The sequence below is a fragment of the Kribbella sp. CCNWLW201 genome (assembly GCF_037203805.1).
GTDB lineage: Bacteria > Actinomycetota > Actinomycetes > Propionibacteriales > Kribbellaceae > Kribbella.
Map to the genome: position 1 here is coordinate 232,819 of NZ_JBBCBQ010000010.1, position 22,810 is coordinate 255,628.

Below are 22,810 nucleotides of genomic sequence, written 5' to 3' on the forward strand. Positions count from 1 at the left end.
GCGGAGGAGGACGCCGATGCCGATGCCGAGACTAGCGGCATGGTCGCCAGCGCCGGAGCCGCTGTAAACGGTCGGACTGCTGCTGCCGGGGCGGTCGAACAGGCGCGGGTGAGCGCGCCATGGCTGGCCAGAGTTCGAGTCTCGCCGTGATGTGGGCGCCAGACATGGCCGCGATGCTATAGCTCGCTCGGCGAGACGACGCCTGACGGGCTCACCGGCCAGGGAATAGCGCACACTTCGAATATGTACCTGTTGCCAGTCCATCGCTTATGCCCTCACCGCGACCCCCGACTGACCGTGGATCGAGTGGTGGCCGTGTGTGGCCGCGGTTCGGACGCTCTCGTCAGGGGAGCGGGAGCGGTGGTGGCCCGGCGGCGCACTGAACCGTCCGTGCACGTCCCGCCAGATCTGGCCGCGCCGGTCGAGGTTGCTCTGGCCCGCTCGGCCGATCAGATTCCCGGGCCGCACGCACTGCCGGGCGGCTCCGCTACGAGGTGAAGTGGGACGGGTACCTTCACTGAACCCTGGCAGGGTTGCCGCCTGTGAGCGCGGGCAAGATGGTGCCTGTGCCTGTAAGCCAGACGCTCGCGGAAATCCGGCTGCGCAAGACCGCGGCGGCGGTACATTTGAAGGCTTGTAGTGCGGAGGCGTTGTGGTAGACGAGATGGCGCGCGCGACCCTGACGGAACTGGAAGCGCGGCTGATTGAATCGGTGCGATCAGGAACCGTGCTCGACCTCACGGGTGACAGACCACGACCCAGTGGCGATGAGATGAAATCCTGGGATAGTGCGCACGACATTCGCGCCTGGGTGATTCGTGATTTGCTAACCGGTCGATTGCTCGACGATCCGGACCCGCGAGGTGTCCGCTTGTGTGGAGCGCGCGTTCTCGATCGCATGGATCTAAGAGGTGTGACGAGCGATGTACCGCTCGACTTGCTGGACTGCCATTTACCGGGCGGGGTAGAACTCCGCGACGCCAAACTGCGCGACGTTGGGATTCGGCGGTGCCTTGTCGAACAGGTTGTTGTGGCTGTGCGAACTATCATAAGTGGCCAACTAAGCTTTTCTGGCTCCCGTTTCAATGCCACGTCCCATGTTTGCTTGATCGCCGATGGCCTGAGAGTTGGGCAGGACCTGACGTTGGCCGGTCTCACATTGGATGGGGCGGCTCGCTTGGTTGGCGCCCGTATTGGTGGCAGGCTCGTCGCATCGGGGACTGTTGCGCGCTCACCAGGGATAGCCATTGACGCCGACGGGATTCAGATAGGGCAGGATCTGAAGCTCGACCGGAATTTTACAGCCAATGGAACTGTCCGGCTAGTGGGTGCGCAGGTTGGCGGTGAGTTCGACGCAACCGCTGGCACCTTCACCAGTTCGTCAGGCTCCGCGCTTATCGCTGATGGACTGAAAGTCGAGCAGAGTCTGATTCTGGGTCGTGGGTTCAATGCCACCGGTGCCGGTGCCGGTGCCGTTCGCCTAACTGGTGCTCACATCGGTGGTCGGATCTCCGCCGCGGCGGCAACCATCGACAACCCTGCAGGGTCGGCTTTGATCGCCGATGGGCTTAGAGTCGACCAGGACCTGGATTTCGGCGACGGATTCATTGCTACCGGCGACGGCGAATATGGCGCTGTGCGTCTCCTCGGAGCGCAGATCGCTGGGCTACTGATTTTGCGATCGGCGCAACTCGTCAATACGTCTGGGCCAGCTCTTTACGCGGACCGTTTACAAGTCGGCCAGAGCCTGCTGATGCTCGCCGGGCTCGACGTGCGTGGAGCGGGCGGCCAGGGGGCATTGCGCTTGTACGCAGCCCAGATCGCGGGAAGCTTGATGATCTCGGGTTCAACAATTCACAACGCATCCGGGCCCGCGATATCCGCAGGGCAGATGGGCGTGGGCGCTGATATGACGCTCCAGGCTGGACTCATTGTGACCGGCGCGGTCAGGCTATGGCATGCTCACATCGGCGGCAGCCTCAACATCCGAAAGGTCAGTCTGAGCAGTATTTCCGGGCCTGCTCTGGACGCGGATGGACTGAAAGTCGACCACGATCTGTTTCTGGGGGTTGAGTTGATTGCCAGTGGTTCCGGCGACGGCGCTGTGCGATTCGTCGGCGCCAAAATTGGTGACGGCTCGCTAAAGGGAACCATAAATAACCCGACGGGCACAGCGCTCCTATGTGATGGGATGGAAGTCGCCAACTACTTTTACCTAGAGGATGGCTTCAACGCAACGGGCTCCGGGAGTCACGGGGCAGTGAGTTTGCTTAACGCCCACATCCGCGGCCAACTCGGAGCGACCGGGGCAGTCTGTTTGAGCAATCAGTCTGGACCCGCTCTAAATGCCGCCGGCATGCGAGTGGAGTTGGACCTGCTTATTCGTGCCGGATTCGCGGCCGTTGGCGCAGGCGAAGAAGGTGTTGTGCGCTTCGATGGAACGCAGGTCAGGACACTAGATATTGAACTCGATCAAATCAGAGACACATCGGGTCGGCCTGGCGACCTGCATGTAGACGGACTGGAGTACACGGGTCTCCCAGAGCAGCAATCGGTAACTGAGTGGCTCGCGGTCCTCGCACACCGCACGCCTCGGTATGCAGCACAGCCCTATCGCCAACTTGCCGCGGCGACACAAGCAGCGGGCCACGATGGCGACACCCGCAGAATCATGATCGCTCAACGTGAGGATCAGCTTAGGCGGCGAACCATCACTGGCAAGTCCGACCGCATTTGGGTCCGTCTGACCGGTTTTCTCCTCGGCTACGGCTATCAGCCGTGGCGTGCGCTTCTCGGCCTCCTTGTCGTGATTGGAGCATCAGTTGCGTTGTCCACGATCGTCGGTGGACATGGCGGTCTGAGGCATACGCCACGAGCAGCAGTACCGAATGTAAGTTGCACAATGGTGGAGCGGGTCGGCGTGGGCTTGGATCTAAGCGTTCCACTGATCAGGACCGGTGCACGGGACATTTGCACGACCACCGCAACTGCGGCGGGGGACACCGTCGCGGTTGCCGGGTGGATCCTCCAGATGGCCGCGTGGGCGTTCGCGACTCTGTTCATCGCCGGGTTCACCGGCGCTGTCCGGAAGACATGACTACAGCTGGTCCAGACGTAGGAGTTGCCGCGTAACTCGGTCTCGACGGCTGCTCTGCTGGCTGCAGAGGTTTCGTCCGAAACCGCTTGTTGGCGAGTTCTGACACCGCCGGGCACGTGTCGGTGCCGCGGATGTTGGTTTGCGTCGACACCGCTTCCGCGCCCGACGGGTGTCAGGTTGTCCGCTGCTTTGTGGCTTGGGCCAGACGGTAGGAGTCGGTGCCGGTCTCGAGGATGGTGCCGCCGAAGGTGAGTCGGTCGACGATGGCTGCGCATAGCCGGGGGTCGGTGAAGGTCTTGGTCCAGCCGCCGAAGGACTCATTGGACGCGATCGCGACCGAGGCCTTCTCCTCACGCTCGGTGAGGACCTGGAAGAGGAGTTCCGCGCCGCGGCGGTCGAGTTGCATGTAGCCGAGTTCGTCGATGCACAGCAGGTCGACGCGGCCGTAGCGGGCGATGGTCTTCGCCAGCGTCATCTCATCGGCGGCCTCGACGAGCTCGTTGGCAAGCTGGGTCGCCAGGGTGTACTTGACCCGGTAGCCGGCCATGGCGGCCTCGGTGCCGAGTGCGATCAGCAGATGGGACTTGCCGGTGCCGGAGTCCCCGATCAGACACAGCGGCTGTCCCTTCTGGACCCATTCGCACTTCGCGAGGGTGTGGATCACGGCGGGATCGATGTTGGGGTTGGCGTCGAAGTCGAAGGCCCGCAGGGACTTCTCGCGGGGGAACTTGGCGGCCTTGATCCGGCGTTCGGACCGGCGTCGGGCGCGATCGTCGCACTCGGCAAGCAATAGTTCGGCGAGGAACCCGCGGTAAGACATCTGCTCACGCCCTGCCCGGTCGGCGTAGTCGGTGAAGGAGTTGCGGATGGTGGGCATTCGCAGCATCCGGCACGCTTGGTCGATCGCGGCGTCGGCTGCTTCTTCGGTCATTCCACGGCGCTTGGTGGTCACGGTGCGGCTCCTTCGTTCGGGGTGTCACGTCGGCTGGCCAACAGCTGGTCGTACTTCTCCACGCTCGGCAGCGGCCGAGTGTCGGCCGGGATGTGGGCGCGGAGCCGGCGCTCGGTCAGCGATCGCACGGCAGGGATCTCGCCTTCTCCGCGTGCCCTGTCGCCGCTCATCAGGGACTGGTGGTCCGCTGTCGTGTCGTCGGCTCCGCCATCTGCTGTGTCGTTGTACTTGCGCGCTTCCAACGCGACAGCGTCCGCGGTGAGCGCGCCTGCACGCAGCGCCGTCGCGAGTCCGGCGACGACGTGGTCGTGTGGAAGGTGCCGGTGCATCATCAGGACCTCAATGAGGGCACGGGTGCCGTCGGCGTCACCGTGGGCCTTGCAGGCCGCGGCCCACCAGGCGTCGTGAACGGGCGTGAACCGCCCGGATGCCCTGGCCTGCTCCAGCGCTTTCGCACCGGATAGCGCGCCCGGTTTGCGGAGGAGGACCTCGAGATAGTGGTCCAGGTCGACCCGGGTCGAGCCCTTGGTCATGAGCCGTTCGTGGCGGGCGATCTCGGTCCTGCCGTCGAACACGACCAGGTCGCTGGCGTTCAGGAGCACCCGGGCTTGACGGCCGACCATGCGCGCGGGCACGGAGTACTTGTTCATCCGGACCGTGACCTGGGCGTACCGGTCCAGGCGCGGGGTGAACCAGCGGCCGGTCTCGAACGGCTCGGTCGGAAGGGGCGCGAGGAGTGGCTGCTCGGTGGCAAAGTGTTCCCCGACCGTGCGGGCGCGGGACCCGATCCGCCGGGCGTCGTCGGCTTCGTCCCAGGCGTCGACCATAGCGTTGAGCTCGGCGAGGGAGTCGACTTCTGGGATGGGGACGAGGTGGTTGCGTCGGAACCAGCCGATCTGCCCCTCGACGCCGCCCTTCTCGTGCGCACCTTGGATTCCGGGCTGGCAATAGAAGGCTTCGATGCCGTAGTGGGAACGGACGGCGGTCCACCTGTCGGCCTCGACCCGCTGGCGGGAGAACCCGATCACGCTCGCGACGGCGGCCTTGAGGTTGTCGTAGCGGATCTTCCCGGTCGGCACCCCGCCGAGCACGTTGAAGGCGTGGACGTGACCCTCGAAGAAGGCTTCCTGCCCAGCCGAGGCACTGACCCTGTGCACGGCCTTGCCCGAGTAGGAGAGCCGAAGGCTGAACAGCGCGCAGGTTACGAGCTCGCCGCGCAGGCGGATGGCGACGTCGCCGAAGTCAACCTCGGCCTCGCGGCCCGGGAGGTGCTCTTGCGGGATGAACGCGTTGGCAGGTTCCCGTCCGACCTCGACGCGAATCTCACGGCGTCGGGTGGCGACGTACTCGCGGACCATCCAGTACGACACCACCCCGGCCCCGTCATGTTCGTCAAGCAGTCGATCGAAGATCCGCTTCGCCGTGTGTCGCTGCTTCCGCGGCGCGTCGAGGTCCGAGCGCAGCCAGTCGTCGATCACCACTCGGTACGCGTCAAGCCGTGAGCCGCGTTTGGGCGGTTGCTTTCTCTCCTTCGGCCATGCAGATTCCAGCGCCGCTGTCACGGTTCGGAAGCCGACGCCGTGCTTGCGCTGCAGCGCGCGGTTGGACATCCCAGATCGGGCATCCCGTCGGATCGCCGCGTACAGGTCGACCCGGGAACGCGGCTGCGTCATCGGTGGCACTCCTGACGTGAGCACGCCGTGGGCACGACTTTCGGCACCGGGCCACCGCCCGGGAACGGTGACCGCATGCGACCACAGCCCGGAATCACTGGCCCTACCGAGGTGCCTGGTCATGTGCTGCGCAGGGCTTCGGTGGGCGGTACTGAGTCGGCCCGGAGTGCGGGGTACGACCGACGACGGAGCCGATGAGCAGCGAGTAGGCCAGGTCGAGTCCCACTGAAGCCCCAGGTCAGTACGACGGCCCGGCCTTGCGTGGTGACGAAGACGTTGGTGACGAGCACGCCCAGGATCAGGCCTGTGATGCCGCCGACGACATCAACCTCGACACCACCTGTCCGCCCCGTGTCCCTGGCGCGACGAAGATCTGCTTGCGCGGTGCCTAATCGGTCTTCCCGCAACACCTCGCGGGCCCCTCAGTGTTCGCTGAAGAACCGTAGCAACAGCGGGCCGACGGTCTGTGGGTCGACGACGTGATCCGGCCCCTCGAGGGTCTCCCGTTGAGCGTGGGGTAGTAGGTCTGCAAGCTCGTCGGCTGCGCGGTCGAAGAAGTCCGAGGGCAGGCCTGCCAAGTAGGGGGACGAGATCGGTCCTCCGGTGGTGACCAGGACCGGTTGGGTGACCGTTGCCAGTCGATCGGCCGGCAATTGGTAGCGGTCGAGGAAGACGCTGTCGTGGACCAGCGTGGGCGCGAGGGCGACCGAATGCGCCCAATGCGGCGTCTGCTTGGCCGCGGTCGACATTCTCGAACGCATCATCGCCCCTGCCGCGATGTCGTCGTCGGAGGCGCCGGTCACGCGCATGAACAGTTCGAGAACCTCCTCGTCCCGCCCGGCGTCGAAGGCGCGTCGGGTGTCCGCGATGTACTTCTCGAATCGCGGGCGGATGTCGTCCCCGACCGCGTAGGGCACGTCCCAGACGGCGATCGTGTCGATGGCTGACCCGGCCGCGGCGGCTTCCAGCGCCAGCGCGCCGCCTGAGGACGCCCCGAACAGGTGTGCCGAGCCGCCCGCCTCCGCGATCAACGCATCCAGGTCCTCGATCTCCCTTTCCACGGCGTAGGGCTCGGTGAAGCCGCTCGCGCCGCGTCCCCGACGGGCATAGTTGTAGACCGTGAAGTGCTCGGCGAGAGCAGGCGCCAAGGGCGCGTTCTCCACGCCGTCGTCGAGTCCCCCGCCGACCAGAATGACGGCCGGGCCGCTTCCTTCCCTGTTGTAGGCGATGGTGGTGCCATCGTTTGATGTCACGCGAAAGGCCATCTCGTTCATCTCACATCTCCGTTCGAGAGGTTTGTCTCAGCGCCTGAGCAGCGTGCCGACGACGGCCTCGGTGCGCGACCACCGCGTCCTTGCGATCACGGCCGCCACGACGAGTAAGGCGAGCGGCAGCCAAGGGCTCTGCTCGAGCACGAACTGATCGGTGATGACAGCACCGGTCAGCAATGCCGCCAACCCGAGACTGGCCAGGCCCGCCAGAGCCGGGATCAGAAGTCCAACCCCTCCCGCGACCTCCAGCGCTCCGACCAGGTACCGGAGCCATTGGCCAGCCCCGATGTCGGCGAACATGTCCACCATGACCGGGTCGCCGGCGAGCTTCGAGATTCCGCCGCCGGCGATTATCGCCGCCAGCACGACTTGCAGAATCCAGACCCCGATGCTGCTCGCCCGCCCGGGCGTGTGCGCAACGGTTTCCGAGTTGTTCTTGGGGATGGTGCTCATTCGGCTCTCCTTGTCGTGTCCGGGCCTGGTACCGGTGATGGCGTTGGCCGAGTGGGCCGGGTTGTCGGAGTTGATTTCGACCAAGTGCTCGCGGTAGCGGCATCTACTTCTTGTTGCGGTAGAGGACCATGGTGATGGGACCGAAGACCGCGACGAGAAGTACGGACGAGACGAGCACCCAGCCGATTTCCCCGGCGGGCACCGAGCCGTGCATCAGGCCGCGTACCACGATCGCCAGGTGGGTGATCGGGTTGACCTCGATGACCGCCTGCATCCACCCGGGCATCGTCTTCGGGTCCACGAAGATGTTGCTCACGAACGTCAGCGGGAACATCACCATCATGCTGACCCCCGCCACCGAGTTCGGCGTGCGCAGGATCAGGCTGAGCATCGTCCACAGCCACGACAGGCAGAACGAGAACACCAGCAGCAGCACCACCGAGAGCACCACGCCGACGGCGCCGCCCTCCGGCCGGAACCCTAGGACCAGGCCGAGCGTGATCACGATCGCCGACCCGATCGAGTAGCGCATCACATCGCCGAGCAGGGCGCCGACCAGCGGCGACGGTCGCCACACCGGAAGTGACCTGAACCTGTCGAACACCCCCTTCTGGATGTCGGTGTTCAGCGTTATGCCGGTGTTCATGGTGATCATGACGTTCGCCTGCACCAGGATGCCGGGCAGCAGGAACTGCAGGTACGCCTGTGTCGACCCGGCGAGCGCGCCACCGAACAGGTAGGTGAACATCAGCGTGAACATGATCGGGAACATGGTCACGTCGACGAGCTGCTCCGGGACGTGCTTGATCTTCAGCAAAGCGCGCCAGCCGAATGTCAACGAGGTGAGCACCGGACCGGGGGGAGACGGCCGCTCACCGGCCAACAACACACTGCGCCGCGCGTCCTCGGTGACCGGCGCCGACGCCTGCTCCGCGGACGTGGCATTCATGCGGCACCCTCCTCGGGCGTCTCCTCGGCGACGTGCCCGGTCAGGGCGAGGAACACCTCGTCCAGGCTCGGCTGACCGAGCGCGAAGTCGGTGACGTCGATGCCGCTGCGGGACAGCTCGGCCAGGGCGCGGGCGACCCGCTCGGGGTCGGAGATCCGCGCGGACAGCGCGGCCGGGTCGGCGGACGGTTCGGCCGGCACCTCGAGGACGCCGGCGAGGACCCGTTCGGCCTCGGCCCGCTGCTCGGGCGCACGTAGCCGAACGTGCAGCGAGCCGGCGCCGACCGATGCCTTGAGCTGGCCGCTCGTGCCCTCGGCGATGACCTTCCCGTGGTCGATCACCGCTATCCGGTCGGCCAGCTGGTCGGCCTCGTCGAGGTACTGCGTGGTCAGCAGCACGGTGGTGCCCTCGGCGACCATGCCCCTGACGATCTCCCAGACCTGGTTCCTGCTGCGCGGGTCGAGCCCGGTCGTGGGCTCGTCGAGGAAGATCAGTTCCGGGGGGACGACCAGGCTCGCCGCGATGTCGATGCGCCGGCGCATCCCGCCGGAGTACTTCTTCACCTGCCGATCGGCCGCCTCGGCAAGACCGAACGCGTCGAGCAGGTCGGTCGCCCGCTCCCTGCCTCGCCGGCGTGAGTAGCCGAGCAGTCTGGCGAGCAGCAACAGGTTCTCCACCCCGGTGAGGTCCTCGTCGACCGACGCGAACTGCCCGGTGAGGCCCACCCTGCTCCGCACCGCCTGGGCGTCACGCACGACGTCGTAGCCGAGCACTTGCGCCTCTCCGGCGTCGGGGCGCAGGAGCGTGGCCAGCATGCGGATCGTGGTGGTCTTGCCCGCCCCGTTCGGACCGAGCACGCCGTACACGCCCCCGGCGCTCACGGCCAGGTCCACACCGGCGACCGCGTGGGTCGTGCCGAAGCTCTTCTTCAACCCTCTCGTCTCGATCGCGAACTTTCCCATGGGTTCGATTCCTTCTCTCGGTGTTGCGAACGGATTGATTGAGCTAGTCAAGTTTGATTACTCGGCCAGAGTAAACGAGGAGGAAACGTCTAGTCAAGGTTGATTAGGAGTGCATCTTGAGGTGGCCGGGGACCGTTCGCCACGAACCCGGATCATCGGCCATGGTGTAGGCGCCCTCAGACAGTCGCTTGCTCAGGCTCTTCGCCCACTCCAGTTCGGTGCGTGCCTGTCCCGCCCACAGTTCGGCCTGATCGCGGACGTGCTCGGGGGCGTCCCGATTGGGGTGCTCCCGCCACGTGGCCTGCACTACGAGCTCCGCTTCCAGGCGCGCGACCCGCTCGTTAACCTGCGCGATGGCATCTGTCCTGGTCAGCATGGGCAACATGGCGATGGACGCGTTGAGCATGTCCGGGTCATGGGTGCGCCGCAGACCGTCGCGGACCAGTTCGACCATCTCGTCACGTCCCCGAGCAGTCGCGCGGTACAGAACGCGCTCCGGCCCGGAGTTGCCCGGCTCGGCGTGTTCGGTGAGAAGGCCATCAGCCGCCGCCTTCTTCAGCGCGTGATAAATCGAGCCGGGCTTGATCTTGGCCCAACTCTCCGCACCCCAGCTCTGCAGTTCGGACCGCACCTGGTAGCCATGCGCGCCGCCGGAGAGGTGCACGATACCGAGTACCAGGAGCTTCGTCGCCGACGTGCGCCCACCTCCGCTCAACCCTCTCGTCTCGATCGCGAACTTTCCCATGGGTTCGATTCCTTCTCTCGGTGTTGCGAACGGATCGGCTGAGGCTAGTCCAGTTTGACTACTTGGCCAGAGTAAACGAGGAGGAAACGTCTAGTCAAGGTTGATTAGGAGTGCATCTTGAGGTGATCGGGGACCGTTCGCCACGAACCCGGATCATCGGCCATGGTGTAGGCGCCCTCAGACAGTCGCTTGCTCAGGCTCTTCGCCCACTCCAGTTCGGTGCGTGCCTGTCCCGCCCACAGTTCGGCCTGATCGCGGACGTGCTCGGGGGCGTCCCGATTGGGGTGCTCCCGCCACGTGGCCTGCTCTACGAGCTCCGCTTGCGCGCCCGTCAGGGTGGTGTCAACTCCCACCAACACTAGGGTGCCCTCCTGGTCCGGGTGGTGTCAGCACTGACCTACAAGCGGTGCTGGTGGAGACCTCCAAAGCCATCAGGGACGGTCCCGAGTCGGTCTGGCACCTTGCTACCTGACCACCACGGTCGACGGTCCATGCGGATGTGAGCGTTCTGCCGCCACTGCCGCATGCCCAGTGAGAACCGTCGCCAGTGGGTGCGGTGCTGGACAATCGAGCCATCGGACCAGACCGGGACGACTATTACATGCCCCGCCTCGCCGACGTCGGTGTTGGGAACCCACCCGTCCCCGGCCGGCGGCGCGGCCTCGAGCAGGGGCTCGCTCGCCAGGGCGAGCCAGTACACCACGCCGTACTGCCAGTCCATGACGGCCTCGCTCACATGCTTGCCAGACGTCATCGATACTCCCCAGCGTCGTGCCGTTCCAACTTCGCACCGCGTAACGAGCCTCAGCCAGCGAGCCTCGACGCATGAAGAATTTAGCGTCCCTGGGGCGCTAATAGCTTCATGAGGACTATACAAGCGCCTACCGGTAGTTAGAACTTTCCACTAGAAGCGGATAGCGACGTGCCGACTGGAGGAGAAGCGTGGACGATGCTGAGGTGTCCACGGAGGAGGTTGACGCGGCAATCGCCGCCAACGTGCGCGCCATTCGAGCCCGCCGGCAGGAGCGTCAGGAGGACCTGGCCGCCGAGCTGGGCTGGTCTCGTCCCGTCGTGGGCGACCTGGAGAACGGACGCCGCCGAGTGACAGTCGCCGATGCCATCGCCCTCTGCCGGGTGCTCGACGTCGATCTTCGCGAGCTGCTGCAAGGAGTGGACGACGACGATCTGGGCGTCCTCGGACTCGACCGCCGTCGCACCTAGGCCTCCAGCCGGGTGCCGTGAGTTCGAACGCGAGGAAGCCGACTCTGTTGGCCACCGCTCGGGAGTCGATCGCCTCGATCTCGTCGAGGCGCCCTCCATGTCCCTGAGCGGCGCGTAGACCACGGTGGTGCGCTTCCCGTTACCTCGTGGATCTCGACCTAGCCGTGGTCGACGACGACGAAGCGGCGTCGGATCACCTTCTTCGGTCGACGTTGGCCTAGTAGCTCGCGTTAGCGGTGAGCGGGACGGAGGCGACCAGGATGTGCAGGCGCCGCGAGCGCCGTCGATGACCACGCTATGCCCGGTCGTCGGGGCTTCGTTTTCCTCGGACGAGTAGTGAGAGAACCTGGATCGCGGTTTTGCGCTGCTCGGGATCCGGGGAGGCGAGCGCTGTCAAGACGGTAATCGTGATGGTGGAGCCGTACAGCAGGCCAGCGGCGCCAGCCGCGTCTTGGAGGAGCTGGAGAGATGTCATGCACCGAGTTGGACTGCTCATGGTGCTGTGCCGCAACGAGTAAGTCCGCTACGGTGCGAAAACGTGCAGGTCAGGGCGCTCGTCCGGATTGTCCGGGCGGATCCGCGCCGGACCCGCGGGGAAGAAATTTGGGGGGACATATTGGCTGACCACGGACAGTTCGACGAAGAGCTGCGTAAGTTGCGCGCCGCGGCCGGCAACCTGACCTACCAGGCGATGATCAACAGGGCCGAGCAGCAGAAGCCGCCGATCCTGTTGACCAAGCAGGCGCTCAGCGACTGGTTCACTGGAAAGGTCAAGATACCTAAGGACGAGAAGGCACAAGACCGTCTGATCGTGCTGCTGGAAGCTGAGGCTAAGCGGCGAGACCAGGACCACAGGTCCCACCCGATCGAGTGGTGGCGTGCACTGCGCAAGAGGCAAAACGAACCGGAGCGTGAGGTTCTGGGCCGGCTGATTGGCGGCATGTCGGAGGAGGACGCCCTCATCTACGAGGTTCACCGATCGATTGAGATGGCTCAATTTGGTGCGCCGCTGCTGCCGCCCTACATCGTCCGTGCCCACGACGCCGCGTTACGTCGCGAACTGGTCGCGGCGAAGGCGGGCAGCCGGGTTGTCATGCTGGTTGGCGGCTCTTCCACGGGGAAGACCAGGGCTTGCTGGGAAGCGATCCGGACTGAGTTGCCCGACTGGCTGGTGTGGCATCCGCTGACGCCGGACAGACCCGATGCCGTCATGCAACAACTGACAGCAGGCCGGGTCGCGCCGCGCACCGTGATTTGGCTGAATGAAGCCCAGATGTACCTGCAACGGGTGGACGTTGGTGAACGCGCCGCATCCATCCTGCAGCAACTGCTCCATGGCGCTGGCGGTCCAATCCTGGTGCTCGGCTCGATGTGGCCTGACTACTGGGACGAGCTGAAAGACAGCGACTCCACCGAGCACGGAGCAGCCCGTGCGCTGCTGGCCAGCGCCCGCCGCATCTCCGTTCCCCCAGACTTTGCGCCGCACGAGGTCGCGGCAGCAAAGGCGCAGATCGCGGGCGACATCCGATTGCAGGCCGCCGTAGCGGCTGACGGTGGAATCACTCAGTATCTGGCCGGTGCGCCCGAACTGATCGAACGCTATGAAGACGCCGATGCGTACTGCAAGGCGATTGTCCACGCCGCGATGGACGCGAGACGACACAGTCGATGGCTCTACCTGCCGGCGAACTTCCTGCGTCACGCCGCTCTCGGATACCTGAGTGAGAGAAAGCTCGGCCAGACCGACGACGCAGGCGTGTGGTTCGACGAAGCTCTGGAGGCGCTCACCAAAGAGTGCCACGGCGCAGACGGGGTTCTTGCTCCACGCAAGATCCTCAGTGGTGGCAACACAGCAACGAGGTACAAGCTAGCTGACTACCTCGAGCAACACGGCCGGAGGCGCCCGGCCGCGTACCCACCGAGCAGCTTTTGGGACGCTGCTACCGAGACTTGTGAGGATCCTGCGGCGCTCTACGACCTCACGGAGGCCGCCGCGCGTCGTAGCATGCTGCGACGCGCGGCGAAGCTCCGCAGCCTCGCTGCAGATCGCGGTAGTACTGCTGCGCTCCGAGACTTGGCACTTCTCCACGAAGCCGCTGGTGATCACGAGAGGGCCGAGCAACTCGCCCGGGAAGCCGCCATCCACGGCTATGCCGGTGCTCTCCGGGATCTGGTTGCCAGCCGGGACAGGGCAGGCGATCACGAGAGCGCCGTGCGACTCGCCCGGGAAGCCGCCACCCACGGCAGCACCGAGTCCTACCGGAGCTTAGTAGTCGGAAGGGACAGGGTCTGTGACGACGAAGGTGCAGTGCAACTCGCCCGGGAAGCCGCCACCCACGGCGATGCCAGTGCGCTCCTGCTCCTGGCGGTCCGCCGCGACAAGGCTGGCGACCCCGAAGGCGCAGCACAACTCGCCCGGGAAGCCGCCACCCATGGCGACACCGATGGACTGCTCCAACTGGCGAGGAGTCTGCTTAGACTCCGTCGCGACGAGCTCGCCGTACAACTGCTCCGCGAAGCCGCCACCCACGGCAACCCCAACGCCCTTTTGGACCTCGCAAAGCTCCAGCACGAGGCCGATGATGCGGCCGCCGCGGAACAACTCCTCCTAAAGGCCGCCACCCTCGGCAGCCCCTTCGCGCTCCAAGAGCTGGCAGTTCACCGCGACAAGGCCGGCGACCACGACAGTGCCGAACAATTCGCCCGCGAGGCTGCCACCCAGGGCAACACCCAAGCGTTCCACAATCTGATACAGGCTAGCGATCACGAGCGCTCCGAGAGACTCGCCCGCGAAGCCGCCACCCACGGCGATGCCAGCGCCTTCCGTCTCCTGGCACTTCGCAGCCGGGCGGCTGGCGATCACGAGCGCGCCGAACAATTCGCCCGCGAAGCCGCGACCCACGGCGATGCCAGCGCCTTCCATCTCCTGGCACTTCGCAGCCAGGCGGCTGGCGATCACGAGCGCGCCGAACAATTCGCCCGCAAAGCCGCGACCCACGGCGATGCCAGCGCCTTCCATCTCCTGGCACTTCGCAGCCAGGCAGCTGGCGATCACGAGCGCGCCGAAAGACTGCTCCAGGAAGGCGCCGCCCACGGCTACGGCGACTCCCTGCATTCTCTGGCATTGCTCCGGGATCGGGATGGCGACCACGCGACCGCCGAGCAACTCGCCCGCGAAGCGGCGGGCTATGGCAACACCGATGCCCTCCATTTCCTCGCCTTGCTTCGGGATCGGGATGGCGACCACACGGCCGCCGAACGACTCGCCCGCGAAGCGGCGGGCTATGGCAACACCGATGCCCTCCGTTCCATCGCCTTGCTTCGGGATCGGGATGGCGACCACGCGACCGCCGAACGACTCGCCCGCGAAGCGGCGGGCTATGGCAACACCGATGCCCTCCGGAGGCTGGCGGAGGAACGGGGCAAGGCTGGGGACAATGAAGGCTTTGAGCAGCTCCTCCTCGATGCCGCTGCTAACGGCGATCATCAGGCGTTTCGGGAGGTCGTAAAACACCGGCGTCAGGCTGGCGACCACGAAGGCGGCGAATTGCTCCGCCGTTACGGACTCTCAGATGACGGCACGCCCGCAGCGCCCTGGACTGTGGAGGCTGCGCGTTCCGACTGGTCGGAACGAGGCTAGGTTGAAGGAGCTCTCGGCTGATCGACGTCATTCGGCTAACTGCTCACATGCGTGGGGACGTCCCCATGTGACCATCGGGTGACCTAGGCGAGCGGGCACCATGCATCAAATTGGCGGAACAGCAGGTCGATTGCCCTGCGCAACGAAGTCCCGCAAGAATGGCTGACCGGCGCAGCAGGCTCCGGATCGATCACTACCCCCGGTACGACCCCGTCTGTGGCCACGACGCGTCCCCACCTGGGAGCCGGATGGACCTCAGATCCTGCTCCGGTTCGCTCACCGATTCTTGCCATCGGCGGTCAGTGGGCCGACGTTGGCGCGCCAGCCCTGGGGTGATCACGGGCTCCTCGCGGCCGGATACGAGCAGATGGGCGGCCACCCGCGACGGATTCCGCCCGTGGCATCGTTCGTGGCACGAAGTCGCGGATACCTATGGGGATCTCGTACACGATGCGGCCGGCGGTGTGGACAAAATCCCTGGTAGAGAGTGGATGCCCCGCTGTACTTCCTCCTCGTAATGAGAATGTCATCGGTTCAAGTCCGGGCAGCGGCACGAATCACACGCCTACCGCTCCACTTCCGATACTGCTCGCCCGCGGGAACCTGGAGCGTCCGACGCATTGGCACGTGCAAAATGGCCAGGTGGACGGTTCTGATGACGCTGGCATGGCTAGGCCTATCCCAGAGTGGCTTGAGCAGCCGCCGACCGAGGTGCCGACGCCGATCACCATTGCTGCGCCTAGCCGACTGCCGTTCGAGGCGCTGACACCGGACAACTTTGAACGCCTCGTTCTTGCGATCGCGCGCCGGAGCTTCGACGTCGACCACGCTCAACAGTACGGCCTAACAGGCCAGAAGCAGCACGGCATCGATCTGTACCTACGCCTGACGGCGTCGCCGCAGGCCGACCGGCGCTACGCAACCATTCAATGCCGCAACATCACAACAGTGACACCGGACGCCATAGCGTCGGCCGTCGAGGAGTTCCTCGACGGAAAGTGGGCCAACCTCACAACGACATTCATATACGCAACCCGAGCCTCGACAAAGCGGACCCAGCTAGCCGATGCCGTGGAGTCCGCCGCGAACCGTCTGCGAGACCGCGACATCCGCTACGAAATCTGGGATGGCGACCAACTGTCCGAGCGGCTGCGCAACGATCCGGATCTCGTCGAGATCTACTTCGGAAGAGCCACGAAGGAGCTCTATTGCCGGCCATCGCTCGCACCGACTGGCACCCTCGCCGGCAGACCTCCAACGCAAGCCGACGGCCACGCCTTGTCGGACTTAGCAGCCCAGGTCACCGATGCCATGAGAAACGCCCGACGCACAGAACGCGATCGAGGCTACCGCGACGCCCTTGGCGTAATGCCCTCGCTGCCGTGGGCGGTGCTTGAGCAGCTTGCTCAGCACAATTTCGAACTTGCGAAGTGGCTGCAAAGCTGGAAAAACGGGTGGCTCGACATTGAACTCGGTCGGGCCCCGACAGGCGCATCAGTCGCGAGGTGGCTGCCGATCCTTGCCGGGTGCCTTGGCGACCTCGTGGACCCACTCGGCCACGAGCAGTGGTCCTTCACAGTTGGCGCCGAGTACCTTGCTGGGTTCACCGCCGCGCTCCGCGATGTGTGGACGGAAGCGCAAAGCGGAGTCTGACAGGACTCCAGGTCCCCACGACATCAAGACATATCTTGAACCTGGAGCGGACGGCAGCGCCTGCATCGCCAACGGCTGAGGAGCGGGGCGCAGCCGGGCTCCGGTCTGTCAATGGTTCCGTCAATGAACCGGAGCCCTATCAGGGCAGATCTGCCGCCACAGACACGCAAGACGCCACGGATGTCACGCTCAGTCAAGCCGGTCGGTGTCAGCCCTCAGACTTTTAATCCGCGGCGCTGGGCTTCAGTCGGCGCGCACTGACTCGTCGCAGAGGTGCATCTCATGCTCTCCCGAAGAGGGCGAGAGATGGTGCCACGGGCTGAGCGGCCCAGCGAAAGAAGGGTGGCCGCGGGATCGATGTGCTACGGCAGGCTGCTATCGGGGTCCGTCCAAGAGGCGGTTGAAAAATTCTGTCACGGTGGACCGTGCACGGTCAGGCTGTAGCTCGTGCCCGCTGAAGCGGTAGACCTCGTAACCAGACAGTCGGAGGTCGCGGTCGCCGCGTGTGGTCTCGGCGTAGACGGCCGGGCTAGGTCGGCCGAGAGCGGAGTAGTGCTGGGCGCCGTCGACCTCCAGCACAATCCGCCGGTGACCCCTTGGCAACATGAGGAAGTCCATGCGCTGTGTGAGCAGCCCGTCGGACCCCCGGCGCTCCTTAGTGGTGGGGTCCCAGTGGAGCCACACCTCGGGTAGAAGAGCCACGAGCTGTTCTCTTGAGCCGTAGACCTTGTAGTACTCGTCAAAGAGAGCGAGCTGTGGAGGAGAGTTTCTGGGAACAGCAGCGCGGAGACGACTCCACAGGCTGTGCTTGGCATCGGCGGGGGCCAGATCGTAGCGCGCCGCCCACCATGCCTGAAGCTGGTTCCAGGTCAGTCCCCAGTCGGGGATGGGCTTGTCGTAACTGAGCACGTCGTCATTCGCGCTCATGACCTCGATCTCTTGGTCGAGGACGTCGCTGAGACGTAGGTCCGGCTTTCGCGATGTCGAGGCGAAAAGGATTAGCTGAGGCGGACTGGTCCGCGTGCCGGTGGGGACGATGCAGAAGTCTGGGTAGCCACCGGTCTCACCGACCTCGCTGACCTTCAGGCCGGCACGGGACAGGGCGGGTGAGATGGCGTCGACCATCCTGCGTTGATGATCCTCGTTCGGGGTGACTGCGCCAGACAGCAGTCCTTCAATGAACAGGGCAAATCGTCTGTCGGAGCTGCTGAGGGCACCGAGTTGCCTGAACAGTTCCAGGACATCCCAGTCGCCAGGGTTCTGAATGACGTGGCGCTCGACCTCACTCGCCAGGCTCTGCCCAAGCCAGGGGCTGAGATCCGTCTCGAGTATCCACAGACGGTGAAGTAGTGCCATGAACCCGTCGGCCTCTTCGCCCAGAGGCGCCAGGGTGTCCAGGGCTGCGGCCACGTCGCGGCGCACTCGTTCCGGGATGACGGGCCACTGCTCGCGCGACCACAGGACGTCCTGCACCTCGTTGCGCGCAGGTGGCGGCAGACCACGAGCGAGAAACCACGTAAGTACAGCTGGGTAGTGGTCGGCATCCAGGCGGTCGAAGACCCGCAGGCATCGCTGGTGCTTCGTCAGCACTGGGGCAGCATCGTCCTGGTCGAGGTTTGTCTCGGATGGGCCCGGAATCCCGAGTTCTGCGAATGCAGAGTCGAGCTCCCTGTGAGTGCAGTCTTGAGCGAGCCCGAGGACGAGTCGCTTGGTCAGATCGCGCAGTGCAACGTGGAGCTCCATCATCGACTCCTCCCGGTCAGATTCCTGCAGTCGACCGCGTACAGACTAGATCCGACGTGCCGCTGCAGCGGGGCCCTAGCAAGGCGCAGCGCTCCCACTAGGTGCTGGCTGTGGAACCGGCAAGGATCTCTGCAATGTCGGCGCCATTTGGGGGTGAGTCGATATACCGACCTGCCGATGACGCCGTGCCGGGTTCTGGCCTGGGGGATTCGCGCCGCGCCGCCGGCGCCTCTGCTCCAGACAGGTCCCTCAGACTTCAATCCGCTCGCTCTGGCTTCGGAGCTTGCGGGGCCTGCGCCCTGACCCGTGTCGGCAGCTCGAACCGCCTCCGTCGGCCTGGTTGCGTTCGTGGTGCCGGTCGTGGTGCGAAGTGGTGTCAAGCCCTGCGGGCCATGTGGTCATGGTGCGAACACAGCGACGGCAAAGTTGCTGGTGGAGACCAGATGAGGCGTTGTCGTTCCTCCTCGTAATGAGAAGGTCGTCCGTTCGATTCCTACAGGCAACCGCGATGGGGCGCTACGGCGCGGCCAAAGCTGTCGGTCACGTGAAAGACGCTCCCGGTCGAGCCGCGAGGTCGCTGAGCTGACCACGTTCGACCGGACGCCGACCAACACCACATTGCTGACATGCAGACTTCGATCAAGCGGCTAACCGCCGAGCACGAGCAAGCATGTCGCGAGCTCCGCACGGCACCAGCCTGATGACCCACGCCTGCCCTACGGCTTCCCCCGCTGACGGGCGTCACCCCAGAAGGCGGACTTCGTCCCAAGGATCCTACTCCGGCGCCTGGCGGATCGAATCCAAGGTCCACGGCAGGGCACACCCGCCGTCATCTGACAAACCGAATCGAAGCAGTTGTTCTCCTTGGTCGTGGTCGCCGGCCTCGCTCCGACGGCGGGCAAGGTCACGCAGCGACGCGGTGTCGCCGCGGTCGGCTGCGGAGACCAGCAGTCGCTCTGCATGGTCGTTGTCGCCGGCCTCGCTCCGACGGCGGGCAAGGTCACGCAGCGACGCGGTGTCGCCGCGGTCGGCTGCGGCCACAAGCAGCCGCTCTGCATCGGCAAGGTCACCGGCGTCGTAGCGACGCCAGGCGTGGTCGCGAAGTGCGTAGGTGTCTCCGTAGCGTGCTGCGTCCCGGGCAAGCCGTTCGGCAGCCTCGAGATCCCCAGCTGCGGCCCGGCGGCGCACCAGATCTCGTAGGGGCGCGAAATCACCGAAGTGCGCGGCGGCACTGGCGAGCCGCTCGCCACCTTCACGGTCGCCGGCGACATCGCGCCGCCAGGCGAGTGTTCGGAGCACGCTGGTATCGCTTAGGCGCGCGGCATCGCTAGCAAGCTGCTCAGCCATCTGAGCATCACCGCCTGCATCGCGCCGCCGCGCGAGATCATGGATCGCGTAGGTGTTACCCCGCTCCGCGGTTTCACTGAGCAACAGTTCGGCGCCTTGCCGATCGCCGGACTCGTCCAAGCGCTGAACAAGCTGGCGCAGTGCACGAACATCATCAAGCGCGGCGGCCTCTCGGAGCAGGCGCTCAGCACCTCCATGGTCCCGCGCGGCATCGTGGCGATCCGCGAGGTCGCGGAGCGCTTCCGTGTCACCGTGATCGGCGGCCGCACGGAGAAGACGCTCGGCGCCATCAGAGTCACCGGCAGCGTCGCGGCGCAGCGCGAGGTTACGAAGAACGGAGACGTTGCCGTGGCCCGCGGCTTCGCGGGCAAGCTGTTCGGACACCGCGTGACGACCCTTGTTGTATTGGAGCACGGCAAGCAGGTTGAGCGGCTCATTGTCACCGCGGCCAGCGGCTTCGCGGGCAAGTTGTTCGGCGGACTCTGAATCGCCAAGCTCAACCAGCAGATGCACGAGGTCTTGCATCGTCACCGGGCCAGTTGACGCTGGAATCGAAGTTTTGCCGGCGCGTTCCGCTAGCTCCCAGAGCGCGCGGATCTCACCCCGGAGGGCGGCTTCACGCAGGAGCCGGTCAGCGGATTCGTGCTCTCCCGCCTTGCGTTGCTTCCAGGCGAGATGCATTAGGACATTGGTGTCACCGTGGTCGGCTGCTTCGTGAGCGAGTCGCTCGGAGCTCGTAGAGTCCTGGCGACGTTCAGCGAGGACAGCCAGTGGATAGGTGTCGCCGTGACGGGCCGCCTTCCGCGCGAGACGTTCGGCGCGATCGTGATGGCCGGCGGCGTCCCACCTTTGGACGAGATCTCCCAGCGCGTCGGTGTGGCCCAGGTCTGCGGCCCGGCGGGCGAGTCGTTCGGCGCCCTCCTGGTCATCAGCGTCCATGCGACGCCGATAGAGAGTGTTGAGCGCTTCCGCGTCGCCTCGCTCGGCGGCCTCCTGCAGAAGGCGATCACTACTCTCGAGGTCTCCGGCGCTTTCAAGTCGCGTGGAGAGATTGCCGAGGGCATCGGTGGCACCCAGATCCGCAGCACGCCGAGCTTGCAGCTCAGCACCCTCAAAGTCGCCAGCGTCCATACGCAGCCCGTAAAGGTGCAGAATCGCCGAGATACTGCCGAGATCGGCCGCTTCGTGGAGCAATCGTTCGGCCCCTTCCGGATCACCGGCCTGTTTCCGCATCTCGAACAGAGCCCATAGCGCGTCACTGTCCCCACGGTCTGCAGCGCCCCGAAGGAACCTCTCCGCAGCGCGATCGGCGCCGGCGCGGCGCACCATTTCGCCCAGGTCTCGAAGTGTGTACGCATCGAGGCGTTCGGCGGCTTCATAAGCGATTCGATCAAGGATGGCGTCGTCGCCAGTCATTGACCGACGCAGAACCAGTATTCGTACTGCGTCGATGTCGCCGCGCTCAACAAGGCTGCCGAGCAGCCGCTCAGCACCCTCCTCATCACCGGCAGCATCAAGAAGGCCGACGAGATCCCGCAGAGCCGAGGCGCTACCCAACGCGGCCGCCAGGTCAAGAAGGGCCGCCGCCCTGCGCAGGCGGCCGTGGCGTCTGGCCGCTTGCGCGAAGGCGACGAGCTGCGCCGGCTGACTACAGGTTTCACCCACTGCATCCCAGAACAAGCTGGGCGGATAGACCGCGGGGCGAAGTTGACGCAGATGCTGCTCAAGGTAGTCAGCCAGCTTGTAGCCCTTTGCCCGACTACCCGCGACCACGGATCTGCGGGGGGCAAGAATCCCGTCAGCGCCGTGACATTCCTTTGTGAGCGTCTTCATGGCCCGCTTGAACCACTCTCCTGCCTCGTCCGTCTTGCCGAGCGCGCTTGCATCTAGGTATCCCAGAGCGCCTTCGCGCAGGAACTCAGCTGAGAGAAACAACCACTGACCCAAGCGTTTCGCGTCGAGTGCCGCATGCACGATCGCCTTGCAGAACTCATCAGCCAGTGTGTACCGATCGATCAGTTCCGGCCCGCCAGCCAGATACTGAGTGATGCCGGTGTCCGGAGCCGCTACTGCGGCACGCAGCCGGTCGTCACCGGCGATTTCCACCTGCGCGGCAGCCAACTCGGCGGCAGTGAAGTCAGGCTGTACCGGGATTTCGCGGCAGCCAGCCAGAAGCTCCCGAGCTGCGGCGTGCTGAGTGGACTGGCTGTCAGTCAGCTCTTCCCAGTAGCGCGGCCACATGGATCCCAAAACCACGAGCGGACCGCTGCTGATCTGGCGCAGCTCTTGGAGAACCGACGCAACACGGCCTCCCGTTTCTGTCGGCATCAGGTAGAGCTGGGCCTCGTTGAGCCAGATCACCGTGCGTGGCTCAACCCGACCGGCGGCCAGCTCCTTCAGCACGGCCTCGGGCCGGTCAGGGTTGAGCGGGTGCCACATCTTCCAGCCGGGCAGCACTGCCCGGATTGCCTCCCAGCAAGCTCGCGTCTTCCCGGTCGCTGCCCCCCCGACCAGCATCACCATCTGACTTCCCGAGTCCGCCGCGGCCAGCACGCCGCGGAGCTCCTCGTCGTGGGCGCGCTTGATGTACGGAGGCAGAACCGGTGCACCGGGTTGCCCTGTCTGGATTGACCGGCGGACCTCGTACAGCTGCGCAGCGTCGTCGGGGAGATCTCCGACGACCTTTCCAAGCGCCACGCGACCGGGCTTCTGGGAAGTCGTGGCCCGGCCTTCGCGCAGTTCCCGCCACCACTCGAGGGTATGGAACTCGTGGTTCGGATCCCGACGCCGCGCCATCGCCTCCAGGTAGCCAATCAGCCTGTACAGAGCCTTCAACTTCTGGTCAGACCCGGAGCTCTTGCCCGTGAACCAGTTGCTCAACGTCGACCTGGCCAGTCCGAGCTTCGGGATCTGATCCTCACCCCACTCGATCATCTGGCTCAGCGACAGCCCAGAAGCGTCCCGGAGCCGCCGCAGCTCGTCCTCGAAGACCTCACCAGCCAATGACTGCCCCTCCCCGACCCCGTTCTGCCGTTCGAACCGAATCCGGCCGAACAAGCCGAATCCCGGCTCTGAACTGCGCGTTTCCGCCTCCCGCGAAACTA

General features: G+C 65.3%; 16 protein-coding genes. 4 read left to right on the plus strand and 12 right to left on the minus strand.

Annotated elements, in window-relative coordinates:
- Positions 1-652 precede the first annotated feature (652 nt).
- Positions 653-3,097, plus strand: a complete 2,445-nt coding sequence (locus tag V9K99_RS33745) for a hypothetical protein (RefSeq protein ID WP_337323752.1) — start codon at positions 653-655, stop codon at positions 3,095-3,097.
- Positions 3,098-3,269: 172 nt separating this feature from the next.
- Here the strand turns inward: V9K99_RS33745 and istB are convergent, their stop codons facing one another.
- The 10 genes from istB to V9K99_RS33795 form a co-directional block, all read right to left on the minus strand.
- A complete protein-coding gene (gene istB, locus V9K99_RS33750; protein WP_106536463.1) occupies positions 3,270-4,049 on the minus strand; it encodes an IS21-like element helper ATPase IstB in 780 nt (259 codons plus the stop codon).
- Entirely contained in the window at positions 4,046-5,722 is a 1,677-nt protein-coding gene (istA, locus tag V9K99_RS33755; protein ID WP_337323751.1) for an IS21 family transposase, read from the minus strand. Before istA ends, istB begins: the two co-directional genes overlap by 4 nt.
- Before the next feature lie 119 nt (positions 5,723-5,841).
- Positions 5,842-6,132, minus strand: a complete 291-nt coding sequence (locus V9K99_RS33760; protein ID WP_337323750.1) for a hypothetical protein — start codon at positions 6,130-6,132, stop codon at positions 5,842-5,844.
- A 12-nt stretch (positions 6,133-6,144) separates the two neighbouring features.
- Positions 6,145-6,975 carry an alpha/beta fold hydrolase gene (locus V9K99_RS33765; protein WP_337323749.1) on the minus strand — a complete coding sequence of 277 codons (831 nt, stop codon included), beginning with the start codon at positions 6,973-6,975 and terminating at the stop codon, positions 6,145-6,147.
- Positions 6,976-7,023: 48 nt separating this feature from the next.
- Positions 7,024-7,446: a DoxX family protein gene (locus tag V9K99_RS33770; RefSeq protein ID WP_074946215.1), complete on the minus strand. Its 423-nt coding sequence runs from the start codon at positions 7,444-7,446 to the stop codon at positions 7,024-7,026.
- A 103-nt stretch (positions 7,447-7,549) separates the two neighbouring features.
- A complete protein-coding gene (locus V9K99_RS33775) occupies positions 7,550-8,395 on the minus strand; it encodes an ABC transporter permease (RefSeq protein WP_337323748.1) in 846 nt (281 codons plus the stop codon).
- A complete protein-coding gene (locus V9K99_RS33780; protein ID WP_337323747.1) occupies positions 8,392-9,357 on the minus strand; it encodes an ATP-binding cassette domain-containing protein in 966 nt (321 codons plus the stop codon). The genes V9K99_RS33775 and V9K99_RS33780 overlap by 4 nt, the downstream gene beginning before the upstream one ends.
- 103 nt (positions 9,358-9,460) lie before the next feature.
- Complete coding sequence (locus tag V9K99_RS33785; RefSeq protein WP_337323746.1) at positions 9,461-10,102, minus strand: PadR family transcriptional regulator; 642 nt, start codon at positions 10,100-10,102, stop codon at positions 9,461-9,463.
- 104 nt (positions 10,103-10,206) lie between these two features.
- On the minus strand, positions 10,207-10,455 hold the full coding sequence (locus V9K99_RS33790) for a hypothetical protein (RefSeq protein WP_337323745.1): 249 nt from the start codon (positions 10,453-10,455) through the stop codon (positions 10,207-10,209).
- 44 nt (positions 10,456-10,499) lie between these two features.
- Entirely contained in the window at positions 10,500-10,856 is a 357-nt protein-coding gene (locus tag V9K99_RS33795; RefSeq protein ID WP_337323744.1) for a hypothetical protein, read from the minus strand.
- A gap of 188 nt (positions 10,857-11,044) precedes the next feature.
- Between V9K99_RS33795 and V9K99_RS33800 the strand changes: the two genes are divergently transcribed.
- The 3 genes from V9K99_RS33800 to V9K99_RS33810 all read left to right on the plus strand — a co-directional run bounded on the left by V9K99_RS33800 (position 11,045) and on the right by V9K99_RS33810 (position 16,616).
- A complete protein-coding gene (locus V9K99_RS33800; protein ID WP_337323743.1) occupies positions 11,045-11,323 on the plus strand; it encodes a helix-turn-helix domain-containing protein in 279 nt (92 codons plus the stop codon).
- Positions 11,324-11,861: 538 nt separating this feature from the next.
- Entirely contained in the window at positions 11,862-14,963 is a 3,102-nt protein-coding gene (locus tag V9K99_RS33805) for a tetratricopeptide repeat protein (protein WP_337323742.1), read from the plus strand.
- Positions 14,964-15,605: 642 nt separating this feature from the next.
- Positions 15,606-16,616, plus strand: coding sequence for a hypothetical protein (locus V9K99_RS33810; protein WP_337323741.1), 1,011 nt, complete (start codon positions 15,606-15,608; stop codon positions 16,614-16,616).
- A 375-nt stretch (positions 16,617-16,991) separates the two neighbouring features.
- Here V9K99_RS33810 and V9K99_RS33815 read toward each other — a convergent pair whose 3' ends face one another.
- Positions 16,992-18,362, minus strand: coding sequence for a hypothetical protein (locus V9K99_RS33815; protein WP_337323740.1), 1,371 nt, complete (start codon positions 18,360-18,362; stop codon positions 16,992-16,994).
- Between the two features lie 771 nt (positions 18,363-19,133).
- Positions 19,134-22,763, minus strand: coding sequence for a hypothetical protein (locus V9K99_RS33820; protein ID WP_337323739.1), 3,630 nt, complete (start codon positions 22,761-22,763; stop codon positions 19,134-19,136).
- Positions 22,764-22,810: the final 47 nt, after the last annotated feature.